At 63.8% G+C, this 14956-nt stretch carries 13 protein-coding genes; 4 read left to right on the top strand and 9 right to left on the bottom strand.

Features of this window, described 5'->3' with window-relative positions; all coding sequences use genetic code 11:
* Nucleotides 1-19 precede the first annotated feature (19 nt).
* The 3 genes from ACQY39_RS13885 to surE all read right to left on the bottom strand — a co-directional run bounded on the left by ACQY39_RS13885 (nucleotide 20) and on the right by surE (nucleotide 2629).
* A complete protein-coding gene (locus ACQY39_RS13885; RefSeq protein ID WP_428507151.1) occupies nucleotides 20-949 on the bottom strand; it encodes a peptidoglycan DD-metalloendopeptidase family protein in 930 nt (309 codons plus the stop codon).
* A 79-nt stretch (nucleotides 950-1028) separates the two neighbouring features.
* Entirely contained in the window at nucleotides 1029-1883 is an 855-nt protein-coding gene (locus ACQY39_RS13880) for a protein-L-isoaspartate(D-aspartate) O-methyltransferase (RefSeq protein WP_428507149.1), read from the bottom strand.
* Nucleotides 1880-2629 (bottom strand): 5'/3'-nucleotidase SurE, encoded by a 750-nt coding sequence (gene surE, locus ACQY39_RS13875; protein WP_428510811.1) that lies wholly within the window; start codon nucleotides 2627-2629, stop codon nucleotides 1880-1882. The genes ACQY39_RS13880 and surE overlap by 4 nt, the downstream gene beginning before the upstream one ends.
* Before the next feature lie 240 nt (nucleotides 2630-2869).
* On the opposite strand from surE, the gene ACQY39_RS13870 reads away from it, so the two are divergent.
* On the top strand, nucleotides 2870-3613 hold the full coding sequence (locus ACQY39_RS13870) for a LuxR C-terminal-related transcriptional regulator (RefSeq protein WP_428507147.1): 744 nt from the start codon (nucleotides 2870-2872) through the stop codon (nucleotides 3611-3613).
* Nucleotides 3614-3637: 24 nt separating this feature from the next.
* Here the strand turns inward: ACQY39_RS13870 and ACQY39_RS13865 are convergent, their stop codons facing one another.
* Complete coding sequence (locus ACQY39_RS13865) at nucleotides 3638-5839, bottom strand: gluconolaconase (protein WP_428507145.1); 2202 nt, start codon at nucleotides 5837-5839, stop codon at nucleotides 3638-3640.
* Between the two features lie 103 nt (nucleotides 5840-5942).
* Nucleotides 5943-6194 (bottom strand): TIGR04438 family Trp-rich protein, encoded by a 252-nt coding sequence (locus ACQY39_RS13860; protein ID WP_263517528.1) that lies wholly within the window; start codon nucleotides 6192-6194, stop codon nucleotides 5943-5945.
* 141 nt (nucleotides 6195-6335) lie between these two features.
* Here ACQY39_RS13860 and ACQY39_RS13855 point away from each other — a divergent pair, with 141 nt between their 5' ends.
* A complete protein-coding gene (locus tag ACQY39_RS13855) occupies nucleotides 6336-6644 on the top strand; it encodes a c-type cytochrome (RefSeq protein ID WP_428507143.1) in 309 nt (102 codons plus the stop codon).
* Nucleotides 6645-6735: 91 nt separating this feature from the next.
* Here the strand turns inward: ACQY39_RS13855 and acs are convergent, their stop codons facing one another.
* Nucleotides 6736-8697, bottom strand: coding sequence for an acetate--CoA ligase (acs, locus tag ACQY39_RS13850; protein ID WP_428507141.1), 1962 nt, complete (start codon nucleotides 8695-8697; stop codon nucleotides 6736-6738).
* 198 nt (nucleotides 8698-8895) lie between these two features.
* Here acs and ACQY39_RS13845 point away from each other — a divergent pair, with 198 nt between their 5' ends.
* Nucleotides 8896-9528: a TIGR00645 family protein gene (locus ACQY39_RS13845; protein WP_428507139.1), complete on the top strand. Its 633-nt coding sequence runs from the start codon at nucleotides 8896-8898 to the stop codon at nucleotides 9526-9528.
* A gap of 72 nt (nucleotides 9529-9600) precedes the next feature.
* On the opposite strand, the gene ACQY39_RS13840 is transcribed toward ACQY39_RS13845, so the two are convergent.
* The 3 genes from ACQY39_RS13840 to nhaA form a co-directional block, all read right to left on the bottom strand.
* Nucleotides 9601-11139 (bottom strand): methyl-accepting chemotaxis protein, encoded by a 1539-nt coding sequence (locus ACQY39_RS13840; RefSeq protein WP_428507137.1) that lies wholly within the window; start codon nucleotides 11137-11139, stop codon nucleotides 9601-9603.
* A 48-nt stretch (nucleotides 11140-11187) separates the two neighbouring features.
* On the bottom strand, nucleotides 11188-11709 hold the full coding sequence (locus ACQY39_RS13835; RefSeq protein ID WP_428507135.1) for a cache domain-containing protein: 522 nt from the start codon (nucleotides 11707-11709) through the stop codon (nucleotides 11188-11190).
* Between the two features lie 246 nt (nucleotides 11710-11955).
* Nucleotides 11956-13146 (bottom strand): Na+/H+ antiporter NhaA, encoded by a 1191-nt coding sequence (nhaA, locus tag ACQY39_RS13830; protein WP_428507133.1) that lies wholly within the window; start codon nucleotides 13144-13146, stop codon nucleotides 11956-11958.
* A 175-nt stretch (nucleotides 13147-13321) separates the two neighbouring features.
* Between nhaA and ACQY39_RS13825 the strand changes: the two genes are divergently transcribed.
* Complete coding sequence (locus tag ACQY39_RS13825; protein ID WP_428507132.1) at nucleotides 13322-14863, top strand: fumarate hydratase; 1542 nt, start codon at nucleotides 13322-13324, stop codon at nucleotides 14861-14863.
* Nucleotides 14864-14956: the final 93 nt, after the last annotated feature.

The raw sequence follows: 14956 nt of genomic DNA, 5'->3' as shown, positions 1-14956 counted from the left end.
TGCGCCGGCCAAAAGGAGGCTAGCGTGAGGGCAGGACCTTGGCGGGGTCGATCGGTTTGCCCAGCTTGCGCACTTCAAAATGCAGCTTGACCTGCTCGGCGTCGCTGGACCCCATTTCGGCGATCTTCTGGCCCTTGCGCACCGCCTGGTCTTCCTTGACCAGCAGGGTTTGGTTGTGCGCGTAGGCGGTCAGATAGGTTGCGTTGTGTTTGATGATGACCAGATTGCCGTAGCCGCGCAAGCCCGAACCTGCGTACACCACGCGCCCATCCGCTGCGGCCAGCACGGCATCCCCGCTCTTGCCGAAAAACGCCAGGCCCTTGTTGCGTTGCTCGTCAAAACCAGCGCCGACCGCAGTGCCGGTCGGCCAAGCCCAGCTGGGGTCTTCGTCGGTGTCCCGCGCCGCTGCCGGCGCAGCTGCGGCCGCACTCGCGCCTGCCGACGCAGCGGAAGCTGAGGCCGTGGCCACGCCTGGCGCCGTCGTCGATGCACCTCCTGCAGCCGCGCCCGGCTTGGCGTCCAGCGGCCGCGATTCCACCTTGGCGCTGGTGATGGGCCGCGCCGCCACCGAAGCCGCATCAACGCCCGGCGGCAGAACGCGCAAGACTTGACCCACCTCGATCAGATTGGGCTTGTCCAGGCCATTCCACTTGCTCAGGTCCCGCCAGTTCTGGCCGTTATCCAAGGCAATTCGAATCAAGGTATCACCGGGCTTGACGGTGTAGTAACCCGGCTTGCCCGCGTTCTCGGCACCCGGCAGGGGCTTGCTCTCCGCTACGGTCACAGGCGCGGTGGCCGGCACCGGCGCGCTCGCCGGCGTCGTCTTGGCAGCTCCGCTGATCGGGCGCTCCTCCACCGGGGCCCGATTGAGGCTGGTCCCGCAAGCCGTCAAAGAAAGCAGGCTGCTGGCCAGCAAGAGCTTGATGGAGGGATGAATTGTCGGTTGCATGCGTCGCCGTAAGAGCTGGTGCGTTGGAAGGCTCCGCCCCTGCGGCCGGAGTCCAAGATCGCGAGGCGCACCTAGCGCCTCACATGACGCCTGATTTTAGGGGCACGAACAATACGGCCTCGTACTCGCTGCGCACAAAGCGCGAACGACCGGCCTCTGCCACATGATCGACACAGACCAACACCTGACCTCGCCCCCCCGGAGCGGCCATCGGCGCGATCAAACGCCCACCAGGCGCCAGCTGCGCCAGCCAGGCTTCGGGCAGGTCCTCGCCACCCGCCGCGGCGACGATGCTGTCAAACGGCCCTCCGGCCGGCCAACCGAGCCGTCCGTCGCCGTAGATCAAGCGCACCTGGCTCAGCTGCACGGCAGCCAGATTCAGTCGCGCCTTGTCATGCAAGGGCTTCAGGCGCTCGATGGAGACCAGGGCTTGCGAAAGCAGTGCCAACACAGCCGCCTGGTAGCCGCAGCCGGTGCCGATTTCCATGGTCCGCCCAAGGTGGCCATGTTGGCGGGCCGACTGGCCACCAAGCAACAAAGCCGTCATGCGCCCGACGACCGAAGGCTTGGAGATGGTCTGCTCATGGCCAATCGGCAGGCTGGTGTCTTCATAGGCCTGGATGGCCAAGGCGCTGTCGACAAACTCATGGCGCGGTACGCGAGCCATGGCCTCCAGCACACGCTCATCGTGCAAGCCGTCGCGACGCAGGCGCTGCACCATGCGCTGACGAACCTTGACGGAATCCAAGCCCAGGCCACTGGGAGCCAATTGCCGGGCCGCATCCTGCGCAGCTTCGCGCAAATGGCGCTGGGGCATCAGCACTTCACGCACAGCGGTGCCGCTACCAGCCGGTGCTCCCAAGCCGGCGCCGCCCATCTTGCCCAAGGGCAAAGGGAAGCGCTGCGGACGGGCGGCCGGCTTGCCGGCGCTCATGCGAAACGATCCAGACGCTGGGCCCAGCCGGCGAGCGCTGCATGGTGGGTCAGGTCGACCTGCAACGGCGTCACTGACACCATGCCATTGGCGGTGGCGTGGAAGTCGGTGCCTTCACCGGCCTCGCGCGCATCGCCGGCCGGGCCGATCCAGTAGATCGCTTCGCCGCGCGGGCTGATCTGCTTGATCACCGGCTCGCTGGCATGGCGACGCCCCAGGCGCGTGACACGGCGCGGCAATTCGACCGCGTCAACACGGTTCGGAATATTCACATTGAGCAAGAAGGCAGGGCCCAAGCCGCCGGCGATCACCTGCTGGACCAAGTCACGAGCCATGGCCGCGGCGGCCTCCAGCTGCCCCCAACCTTTGTCGACCTGGGAAAACGCGATCGAAGGAATGCCGAAGAGGTAGCCTTCCGTCGCAGCAGCGACGGTGCCTGAGTACAGGGTGTCGTCGCCCATATTGGCGCCATTATTGATACCCGAAAGCACCAGGTCCGGGCGGTAATCAAGCAAGCCTGTCAACGCAACATGGACGCAATCCGAAGGGGTGCCGTTGACGTAGCGGAAGCCGTTGCTGGCCGTGAAAACCGACAGCGGCCGGCCCAGTGTCAGGGAGTTGGAGGTGCCGCTGGCATTCTGCTCAGGGGCGATGACCTCGATCTGCCCGAGCCCCTCGCACGCCTTCACCAGCGCATGTAAACCAGGGGCGAGGTAACCATCATCATTGGCGATCAATATGCGCATCGCGCCATTGTAGGCAAGCACTCGCCGGTAGAACCCCAGCACAACCCTGAGTCGAGTGATCCAGCGAACATGCCAGACAGCGACTACTCAGGCACGGACCGGCCTCTCACCCGAGCAATCCCTAGGTCCGGACCCCAGCAGCTTTGCAACAAGACGTTAGCCAAGCGCAAACACGGGCGCATCAAAGGGCCGCTCAGCTCAGATGTAAGCTAGGATGGAATTTGTGCTGAACCTCTCACTATGGCCGTCAAAGTACTGATCATCGAAGACAACCCGGTTGCCCGGAGCTTTCTGTGCCGCGTCGTGCGAGAGAGCTTCAGTGATCCCATGGAGATTTCCGAGGCCGGCGATCTGGAAGGGGCGCGACGACACATCGCCCAGCTGGCGCAAACCGACCCCGAGGCCTGCTTCCGTTTGGTGCTGGTGGACTTGGAGCTGCCCGACGGCAATGGCATGGAGCTGCTGGCCGAAATGGCCGGCACCCCTGCACTCAAAATCGTCACCACCCTCTATTCCGACGACGACCATTTGTTCCCGGCCCTGCAATGCGGCGCCGACGGTTATCTGCTCAAGGAAGACCGCTTTGAAGTGCTGGTCGAAGAGCTGCAGCGCATCGTGCGTGGCCAACCGCCACTCTCGCCCGCGATTGCACGCCGGCTGCTCTCGCACTTCCGCCCCAGTTCCAGCGGTGACAGCGGTCCCATGGCCCTGAACTCCGGTTTCGGCGCCTTGTCCTCGTCCAGCACCTTTGCCGCCGGCCGCGGCGTGGTTCTGGACCCGCCGCCGGAGTGGGAGCGCCTGACACCTCGCGAGAGCGAAGTCCTGACCTACCTCAGCAAGGGCTTCACCATCAAGGAAATCGCCAACCTGATGGGCATCAAGTGGTTCACTGTGAATGACCACATCAAGTCCATCTACAAAAAGCTCAATGTATCCAGCCGCGCTGAAGCCGCCGTGCTGGCGAGCAAGCAGGGCCTGGTCTGAGCAGACCCGGCGGCCGCTGAGCTGTCAGGGAAGCAGCAGCAAGCGCAGGTCGCGCCGCAGCTGAGCCTCGTTACCGCTGAAATCTCGCGCCAGCACCCGCAGCACATACTCTCCGGGGGGCAGCGTCTCTAGCCCCAAGCTGGCGCTTTCACTGCGACCATCGCGCACCAAGCTGCCCAGCTGATAACGGAAACGAGTCACCGCGCTGCCGTGCACGGTCACACCACTGCGGGCTGCGTAAGCCATCTTGACGGCCTTGTCATCGACCGGCAGGCGCGCGAAATCCAGCAGCATGCGTGGCTGTTCAAAGCCCGCCACGGGTCGGCCATCCGCCCGCAAGAGCTGATAGCCCAAGGCCTGCAGCCCAAGGCGGCGCCGCTCTTCATTGCCATCGACCTGATCCCAGGCATCGACCACCAGCTGCAGACCGGATCGTCCCGAGGGCAGAACCAGGCGACCACGATCTTGTGCCTGCAAACGGCGTCCGGCGGCATCCGCAATCTCGATAGCCTCGATCATGGGTGGCTGCTGGTCGCTGAAACCCAGAAAACCCAGCTGCAAGGGGTTGCGGTGGTAGCCACCCGTGCCCAGATTGATGTGGACATGGGCCATGGGATTGATGCTGCCCAGCGCATCGCCGGCCGTGAAGCGCATGCCGCGGCGGACGCGAATGCGCTCGGGGCGCCCCGCGGCATCGAGCACCAGCTGGAACTGACGCGCATTGAACAGATGGCCGCGCTTGTCTCGGCCGACCCGGATGTGGATATAGCTCAGGCGATCCAGGGCCAGGCCCTCAGTATTGCTGCCATAAGCCCAGTTGGCCAAGGGGCTGCTGACCTTGGCATCGGCCATGGCGACCACGGTTTCGCCGACATCGCCGCGCACATCGAGCCCTTCGTGCAGATGATCGCGCGCGTCACCCCCTGAGCGCCCACGCACCTCGCCCGGTGTGCCCACCACCTCATGCCAGCTCCCTTGAGGCAACAGGGGCCAGCGCCCCTCCGTGCGAGGCAGCGCCAGATCCGGCGCAGGCCCGACGTCGGGCCGCGGTGCCACCTCATCATCAGTCTGGCCCGCTTCCGAATGCCAGCTCAAGCGGTGCAATCGGTAGGACGCCGCGTCCGACACCAAGAGTTCGCCGCTTGGCATCAAGGCCAAGCCCGCCGGCCTGGCCAGATGTGCTTGCGGGCCGCCGCTGAGCCGATGCACCCGGCCATCGGGCGCAATCTGCAAGAGAGCACCACGCCGCAGCACACCGATGTACAAGAAGCCATCGTGACTCCGGGTCAGACTCAAGGGTCGGCGCAGCAGTTCCTGCTCATCGTCATCCTTGCCCCGCACAAAGGTGCTGACCATGCCATCGGGCTGCACCACGCGCACCGCATCGTTGCGGCTGTCCAGCACCCAGACCCGGTCTTCAGCATCGACCACCAAGGCCGTGGGCGTATCAAAACGAGCCGTGGCTCCGCGACCATCCTGCTCACCCGGCCAGGCACTGCCGGCCAGGGTACGAACCTCGCCTTGCGGGCTGATGACCCGGATCCGGTCGTTGTAACTGTCGGCCACATAGACCGAACCATCGCGCCCGACGGCCACACCCAAAGGCCCGTTGAAGCGAGCCTGAGCCGCAGGGCCATCGCGAAAGCCGGGCTGGCCATTGCCGGCCAAGGTCCTGACCTCACCCTGAGAACTGATCTTGCGAATCGCATGATTGCCGGTGTCCGCCACATAGAGATTGCCCTGGGCATCGAGCGCCAACCCTGAGGGCGTGTGAAAGGCAGCCTCAGCCGCCGGGCCGTCGCGAAAGCCCTCCTCGCCCCCGGCGTAGCTTCTGAGGTGTCCGTCCGGCGCGAGCCGCAAGATGCGATTGCTGTCGCCGCCATCGCTGATGTAGACCAGCCCCCGCGCATCGACAACCAAACCATAGGGGTCGGCAAAACGTGCCTCCCGACGAGGACCTTCGCGCAAACCGGCATGGCCGTCGCCCGCCCACAACTCGAGGCGAGCCGCAGCGCCGAACTCGCTGGCCGGTGGTTTCAGCGGCAGGTCGGGGGCGATCGGAGTGCTTGCGTCGGCGGCCGGGGGCGCAGCAGCATGGCCGGCAGCCTCGCCACCTGCAAGCGCAGACCGGTGGCGCTGCAGCTTGATCACGGCCAAGCCCAGCACCAACAAGGCGGCGAGTACCAGGGTCAGGGCGAAGAGTCGAGACTTGAAGAAAGCGGGCACAGGAAAGGCAAGGTCTGGTCAGAGGCATGCAATGAGCAGCAACGCCGATGGGCGCCGCCACATGCGGGCCCGCATCCTATGCCATGGCGCGCGGTATGCGGCTTCAGCGCTTTTTCTTGTTCTTCGGGTCGATCTGCCCCAAGGCTTCCATGGCCTTCTCGCGGCGGGCCGCCTTCTTTTCGTCCATGCGCTGCATGGCCTTGCGCTGTGTGTAGCCGGTGCCGTCTGCCCAGGCCCACCAGGCGACGGCCAAGCCAAATGGCGACAAGACCAAGAGCCAGCTGCTGCTGGCCACAGGCTCGATGCCCGCCCACTTCAGCAGCACTGCCAGAACACCCAAGACCAAAAACAACATAGAGAGAAACCCCTTGCACATGCAGCCCAGCGGCAATCGTCAACACTACAATTCCGGCAGCACTGGTTGGCCTGAACTGTAGAACACAAAGCCAGCCGGAATCTGCGGAATTGCCCCTTTGTCTGCCCTCGAAAGGAAGTCATGAAATTCGCACTGATCCTGGCCGCCGTGGCCACTGTTGCCGCTGCACCGGCAGCCTTCGCCAACGCTGAATTGGCGCAGAAGAAAAACTGCATGGCCTGCCACGCCGTCGACAAAAAGCTGGTGGGCCCGTCCTACAAAGATGTGGCGGCCAAGTACGCCAAGGACAAGGACGCCGCCACCAAACTGGCTGACAAGATCGTCAAGGGCGGCGCTGGTGTCTGGGGCCCCGTGCCCATGCCCGCCAACACGCAAGTGAGCGCGGCAGAAGCCAAGCAATTGGCAACCTGGGTGCTGAGCACCAAGTGAAGCAGCTTGACTGAAGGGCGCAAGCCCTTTCAGCCATGAAAGAGAAACAGGCCCCACGGGGCCTGTTTGTATTTCCAAGGGCGTAACTCGCTCAGTAGGCCTGACCCAGTTGCTCAAGAATGGCCGGGTTCTCCAAGGTGCTGGTGTCCTGGGTGACGGCTTCGCCCTTGGCGACCGAGCGCAGCAGGCGGCGCATGATCTTGCCGGAACGGGTCTTGGGCAGGTTGTCGCCGAAGCGGATGTCCTTGGGTTTGGCGATCGGGCCGATTTCCTTGGCCACCCAATCGCGCAAGGTCTTGGCGATCGCCTTGGCCTCATCGCCGCTGGGCCGTGGGCGCTTGAGCACGACGAAGGCACAGATGGCCTCGCCGGTGGTGTCGTCGGGGCGGCCGACGACGGCTGCTTCCGCCACCAGCTCGGTGCAACTGACCAGGGCCGACTCAATCTCCATCGTGCCCATGCGGTGACCGGACACGTTCAGCACATCGTCAATGCGGCCGGTGATGGTGAAGTAACCGGTGTCGGCATCGCGGATGGCGCCGTCGCCAGCCAGGTAGTAGCCGCGCAGCTCGCTCGGGTAATAGCTCTTCTTGAAACGCTCCGGGTCGTTCCAGATGGTGCGGATCATCGAAGGCCAAGGCTTCTTGACCACCAGGATGCCGCCCTGCCCGTTGGGCACATCATTGCCGAGTTCGTCGACGATGGCAGTGGTGATGCCCGGGAAGGGCAAGGTGCAGGAACCCGGGATCAACGGCGTGGCCCCCGGCAGCGGCGTGATCATGTGGCCGCCGGTCTCGGTCTGCCAGAAGGTGTCGACGATGGGGCAACGGCCGCCACCGACATGCTTGTGGTACCACTCCCAGGCGGCAGGGTTGATGGGCTCACCGACCGAACCGAGCAAGCGCAGGCTGCTCAAGTCATAACGAGCCGGATGCACAGCCTCATTGGTTTCAGCCGCCTTGATCAGCGAACGAATCGCGGTCGGCGCGGTGTAGAAGATCGAAACCTTGTGCTTTTCGATCATCTGCCAGAAGCGACCGGCATCCGGGTAGGTGGGCACACCCTCGAAGACGATCTCGGTGCCGCCCAGTGCCAGCGGGCCATAGGTGATGTAGCTGTGGCCGGTCACCCAGCCGATGTCGGCCGTGCACCAGAAGACATCGTCGTCCTTCAGGTCAAAGGTCCACTTGGTGGTCAGTGCCGCATGCAGCAGATAACCGCCGCTCGAATGCTGCACGCCCTTGGGCTTGCCGGTCGAGCCCGAGGTGTAGAGCAAGAACAGCGGATGCTCGGCCTCCACCCATTCCGGTTCGCAGACGGTGGACTGACCGGCCAGCAGCTCGTGCAGCCAGTGGTCGCGCCCTTCGACCCAGGCGATCTTGCCGCCGGTGCGCTGATAGACGATCACATCCTTCAAGGTCGGGCAGCTGCCGTCGGCAAAGGCCTCGTCCACGATGGCCTTGAGCGGCAAAGCCTTGCCGCCACGCAGCTGCTCGTCGGCGGTGATGACCATGACCGCGCCGGCATCCTGCACGCGGTCGCGCAGGCTCTGCGCCGAGAAACCGCCGAACACCACCGAGTGAGTGGCGCCGATGCGCGCGCAGGCCTGCATGGCCGCCACGCCTTCCACCGACATGGACATGTAGATGACGACACGGTCGCCCTTCTTCACGCCACGTGACTTCAGCACATTGGCGAGCTGGGCCGTCTTGGCCAGCAGTTCGCTGTAAGTGACCTTGGTGACCGCGCCGTCGTCGGCTTCAAAAATGATGGCGACCTTGTCGCCCAGACCGCGTTCGACATTGCGGTCCAGACAGTTGTAGGAGACATTCAGGCGGCCATCTTCGAACCACTTGAAGAACGGTGCTTCGCTGTCGTTGAGCACCTGGGTGAACGGCGTCTGCCAGCTCACGAATTCGCGCGCCAGACGGGCCCAATAGCCTTCGTAGTCGGCCTCGCTCTCAGCCACCAGGGCCTGATAGGCGGCCATGCCTTTGACGTGGGCCTGTTCTTGCCAGGCGGCGCTGGGCAGGTACGCTTGTGTCTCGCTCATGAACTTGTCTCCTCGGGCGGGCTTGATTGCAAACTGTGCGAATGTTTGCAACTGTGCGTCTTGTCTCTGACGAAGCGCTTACTCTAGCGCGGTAACTGAGCGTACCGCTGGGCCGCGCTGTCACTGCGTCTTCACCTCGCACCGCGGACTCACCCATAGAATCGCGCCAGTTCGAACAGACCACCGAGTACAAACCCTATGAGCACCCCGTCGCGCCCTTTGCGCCCCTTGCCCAACATCATCTTTGCCAGCCGCTGGCTGCAGCTGCCTCTGTACCTGGGCCTGATCCTGGCGCAGGCGGTCTATGTCTTCCAGTTCTGGACCGAGTTGGTCCATCTGATCGAAGCCGCCTTTGGCAACCAGGATGCCCTGGGCATGCTGGTCAAGAGCATCGGCTACAAGGCCACGGCGATCAAGGACGCGGGCGGCGCGGTGATCGGCTACGAGCCGATTGCCAAGCTCAACGAAACCATCCTGATGCTGGTGGTGCTGGGCCTGATTGATGTGGTGATGATCTCCAACCTGCTGATCATGGTGATCGTCGGCGGCTACGAGACCTTTGTCTCGCGCATGGGTCTGGAGGACCACCCGGACCAGCCCGAATGGCTGAGCCATGTGAACGCTTCGGTGCTCAAGGTCAAGCTGGCGACAGCCATCATCGGCATCTCGTCCATCCACCTGCTCAAGACCTTCATCAACGCCGACAACTACAGCGAGAAGACGCTGATGTGGCAGACCCTGATCCACATCGCCTTCCTGTTCTCGGCCATCGCCATCGCCTACACCGACAAGCTGCTCAACAGCAGCCATGGTCAGGCCGCCAAGCACTGACGCGAAACCTCAGCCCAGACATGAAAAAGCCGCTCCGAGGAGCGGCTTTTTTTATTGCCGGACCAGCGCCGATCAATCACCCAGCCGGAAGGTATGGACCACCTCGGCCAGGCGCACGGCCTGCTCCTTAAGGCTTTCAGCGGCGGCGGCAGACTGTTCGACCAAGGCGGCATTCTGCTGCGTCATCTGGTCCAGTTGCAACACCGAAGTGTTGACCTCGCCAATGCCACTGGACTGGGCTTCAGCGGCCGAAGAGATGTCACCGATGATGTCGGACACCTTCTGCACGCTGGCCACGATCTCGCTCATGGTGCGACCAGCATCGGCCACCAAGCGGGTGCCCCCCTCGACCTTGTCCACCGAGGCGCCGATCAAGGTCTTGATCTCGCGCGCAGCCTGGGCGCTACGCTGAGCCAAAGAACGCACTTCACTGGCCACCACCGCAAAACCCCGCCCCTGATCGCCGGCCCGGGCCGCTTCCACCGCGGCATTCAAGGCCAGGATGTTGGTCTGAAAGGCGATGCTGTCGATCACACCGATGATGTCGCCGATCTTGCGCGAGCTGGTGTTGATGTCCTCCATGGTACTGACCACCTGGCCCACCACCACGCCGCCGCGGGCCGCCACTTCTGCGGCCGAAGCCGCCAGCCGATTGGCCTCGCCGGCCGAACTGGCGGAATGCTTGACGTTGCCCGTCAGGTGGTCCATCGAGGAAGCCGTCTGCTGCAGATTGGAAGCCGCCAGCTCGGTGCGTGTACTGAGATCTTGATTGCCCTGGGCAATTTCGGCACTGGCGGTTCGGATGGATTCACTGGAAGCCATGACCGTGCGCAGGGAATGACCGAGCTGCACGGCCATGGCGCCGAGTGCGCGCATCAGGTCACCCACTTCGTCCTGGCGCTGGCTGCTCGCGTCAATGGTCAGGTTGCCAGCTGCTACCTCACGAGCCAAATCGGCCGCCCGCCGCAGTTCGGCAGTCAATGCCCTTTGCATCAGCCGGGAGGCCGTCACCGCCAGCACGCCGCAAAGAAGGCCCAGCGCACCCAAGCCCCAGGCGATGCCACTGGAAGTCCGGTCGGCAGCGTTCATGCTCTCCGTGGCGAACTCCTCGGCATGTTCGACCACGGCATTCATCTGCGCGGCCAGGGCATTAAAGGTGGCATCCCCTTCCTGCATGGAGGCCACGCCGATATTGGGGTCCATGGTGGCAAGGTCCAGGGCCGAGTCGGCCTGCTTCAGGTACTTGTCGATCAGCACGCCCAGCTTCGCGGCGGCGGACTTGACGTCCTCGTCGGCAGCCGGAGACTCCCCCAGGGCTTGGGTGACCCGCTTGACGCCCGCCAGCTGCCGGGCCAGGTCATCACGCACGCTCTTGACCTTGGCCTCGTCCAGAGAGGCAATGATGGTCAAGGTCCGGTAGACGCTGGCATGAACCAGGGCCAGTTGCTCCCGCGAACTGGTCAGGGTGCGAAAGACATCTTTCTGCGCCTCAAAGCTGGCGCGGTTCTCGGTCGCCGCTCGACTCAGGAAGACAGCGTTGATCTGCCCGGTTCCGAACACGATGACCGCGGTCAGCAGTGGGGCTGCGAGCAATTTGCTTGCGAGTTTCATAAGACTCCCTGGGGAAGAAACACATGGTGCTGGCCGGCTTTGTTCTATTTATTTGTAAATGCCGCCGCACACCACCGTCTCTTCGAGCCGCTCGCAGTACATGCTCTTAGGCTCGATCTTCTTGGTCTCCGGGTTGGTGAACTTGTAGTCCTGCCAGAAGCTGGGCTTGGCTTTGCCCATGTCAACGCGTTCCTTGACGAAGGCTTTGCCGTCCACATCCTTCAACTCGATCAAGTTCTTGCCCACCATCTTGACATTGGCGCCATGGGCATGGACCGTACCGTCCAATCCGTAGACCACCAAGTAGAGGTCCTCAAAGCTGAACTGGCCACCCTTGACGGAAATCTCGCTATAGCCCTTGTCCTTGCCTTCTTTCTTGATGAAGGCCACGCCCTTTTTAACCATGGCCACGGCCTGATCAGGTGTGGCGCCGCCTTCAGCCGCCAGGGCCGGACGCGGCAGCAGCGCTGAAAAAGCCAGCAAAGCCGGCGCGACCAAGCCCATCAAGAGGGCTGGCGCGGCTGAGGCCGCGAGGGTGCGCTGGGCGGCATGGACAGGCAAGGATTTCATAGCGGGTTCCTTTTCTGAGAGCGAATGACCGAAGACAAGATCGCTGCGATGCGATTGAAGCGCGGGCATATGACAGACACCCGACACCTGCTGCTTCGCAGCCCAAACTGACAAATCTGGCACGCAAACGACGCTTCAGCACCGGCCGAACGCCATTTCGCGCCAGTCTGCTTCTTCGACCGGATGCCGTCGAGCTTGAGCGTTTTCCCTCACTGACCCGCCCGGCAAGCCGCGCTTGGGGAATTTTTACCTCGCAGCCGCCGGCGCCGCTTTGCTCAGGATCAAGGCACCCAGGACCCCGGCCAGGAGTGAGCCGCTCAGCACGCCCAGCTTGACTCGCGTCTCAAAGCTCGGGTCCAGCCCGGCAAAGGCCAGGCCACCAATGAAGAGGCTCATGGTGAAGCCGATGCCGCAGAGCACGCAGACGCCGAAGAACTGCGTCCAGCTCGCCCCCTGCGGCCGACTGGCCGCGCCGGTTTGGATCAGCAACCAGGCGCTGCCGAACACGCCCAGAGCCTTGCCAAGAACCAGGCCAGCGGCAATACCCAGGGGCAGCGGCTCCAGCAAGGCCGCCGGGCTCAAGCCCACCAGTGAAACGCCGGCATTGGCGAACGCAAACATGGGCAGGATCAGAAACGCCACCCAGGGATGCAGGCCATGCTCCAGCGTCTCCAGCGGCGAGTGGCCGCTCTTGGGGTCACGCATGGGAATGAACAGCGCCGTGGCCACACCCGCCAGGGTGGCATGCACGCCCGACTTGAGCACGCACAGCCAGAGCAACAGCCCCAACACGATGTAGACATCGCTGCGCATCACGCCAGCGCGGTTCAGCAAGGCCAGGCCCAGCAGGCACAGCGCCGCCATACCCAGCATCAACAAGGACAGCTGCTGGGTGTAGAACAAAGCAATCACGACGATGGCACCCAGGTCGTCGATGATGGCCACGGCCGTCAGGAAGACCTTGAGCGAGGGCGGCACGCGCGAACCCAGCAGCATGACGATGCCGATGGCGAAGGCAATGTCGGTGGCCGCCGGAATCGCCCAGCCGCGCAAAGCCTGGGCATCGCCCCAGTTGATGGCGCTGTAAATCAGGGCCGGCACCACCATGCCGCCCAGGGCCGCCACTGCCGGCAATATGGCCTGGCGGCGCGAGGCCAACTCGCCAGCGACGAACTCTCGCTTGATCTCCAAGCCCACGAGAAAGAAGAACACCGCCATCCAGAGGTCGTTGACCCACACCAGCAGAGGCTTGGACAAGAGCAAAGCGGTGCCGCCGGCGCCATCGCCGATGCGCACTTCGCCGGGGATGCGGGTGAAGGCCTGATACGCCTCACCCCAGGGCGAGTTGCTGATGATCAGGGCCAGCACGGCCGCACAGGCCAGGATGATGCCGCTGGCGGATTCGCTGGCAAAGAAACGGCGCAGGGCTGGGGTCACGACGGAATCCTCCTCGACATTACACTGATGGATGTGGCTGCGTCGGCGCGCCCGACCGGACTCTTGATCCAAGAAGTCCCGGCCCATTCAGCGCCCCGCAAGCTCAGACCGGCATGATGCCGCAAGAATTTCGCAGTTCCTCCCACTTCTCCCCTCCCCTGTACGGACTCACACCATGAGCACACAGATTCGCTACCAAGATCTGGTTGACAGCGTCGCCGGCGCCCTGCAATACATCAGCTACTACCACCCGGCTGACTACATCGCCCACCTGGCCCGCGCCTACGAGCGCGAGCAAAGCCCGGCCGCCAAGGACGCGATCGCGCAGATCCTGACCAATTCCAAGATGTGCGCCGAGGGCCGCCGCCCAATCTGCCAGGACACCGGCATCGTCAACGTCTTCCTCAAGGTCGGCATGGATGTGCGCTGGCAAGGCTTCCCCGGTTCGCTGGAAGATGCGGTCAACGAGGGTGTGCGCCAGGCCTACAACAACGCCGACAACAAGCTGCGCGCCTCGGTGCTGAACGACCCGATCTTTGAGCGCAAGAACACCAAGGACAACACGCCGGCTGTGATCAGCGTGTCCATCGTGCCGGGCAACACCGTCGACGTGATGGTGGCCGCCAAGGGCGGTGGCAGCGAGAACAAGAGCAAGTTCGTGATGATGAACCCCAGCGACAACATCGTCGACTGGGTGCTCAAGACCGTGCCCCTGATGGGCGCCGGCTGGTGCCCGCCGGGCATGTTGGGGCTGGGTGTCGGCGGCACGGCCGAGAAGGCCATGCTGATGGCCAAAGAGTCCTTGATGGAAGACATCGACATGTACGAGCTGCTGGCCCGTGGCCCGCAGAACAAGCTCGAAGAGCTGCGCATCGAGTTGTATGAGAAGGTCAATGCGCTGGGCATTGGCGCGCAAGGCCTGGGCGGCCTGACCACGGTGCTGGACATCAAGATCAAGACCTACCCGACCCACGCGGCCAGCAAGCCGGTGGCCATGATCCCGAACTGCGCCGCCACCCGCCACGGCCACTTTGTGCTCGACGGTTCCGGCCCGGCCTTCATGACCCCGCCCAGCCTGGATCTGTGGCCCGACGTCAAGTGGGCGCCGGACTACAACAAGAGCAAGCGTGTCGACCTGAATGCGCTGACCAAGGAAGAAGTGGCCAGCTGGAAGCCTGGCGACACCCTCTTGCTGAACGGCAAGATGCTGACCGGCCGCGACGCCGCCCACAAGCGCATCGCCGACATGCTGGCCAAGGGCGAGAAGCTGCCGGTGGACTTCACCAACCGGGTCATCTACTACGTCGGCCCGGTCGATCCAGTGCGCGATGAAGTGGTCGGCCCCGCCGGCCCGACCACCGCCACCCGCATGGACGGTTTCACCCGCATGATGCTCGAGAAGACCGGCCTGATCGCCATGGTCGGCAAGGCCGAGCGTGGCCCGGTCGCCATCGAAGCCATCAAGGACAACAAGAGCGCCTACCTGATGGCCGTGGGCGGTGCCGCCTACCTGGTGTCCAAGGCCATCAAGGCCGCGCCGGTGGTCGGTTTCGCCGACCTGGGCATGGAAGCGATCTACGAGTTCGATGTGGTCGACATGCCCGTGACCGTGGCCGTGGATGCCGGCGGCACCAGTGCCCACATCACCGGCCCGGCCGACTGGAAAGAACGCATTGCCAGCGGCAAGGCTGTGAGCATTCCGGTGACAGCCGGCTGATCATTCCAGCGAGCCCTTGCCCATTCATGCCAGCCATGAGTGGTTCCGGCACTGAGCGGAAGTTCGATGGCCTGGCTTCTTCGCTGCGGTGGC

This window comes from Roseateles sp., from assembly GCF_965262435.1.
Classification (GTDB): domain Bacteria; phylum Pseudomonadota; class Gammaproteobacteria; order Burkholderiales; family Burkholderiaceae_C; genus Paucibacter_A.
This window is presented reverse-complemented; position numbering and strand designations above follow the sequence as displayed.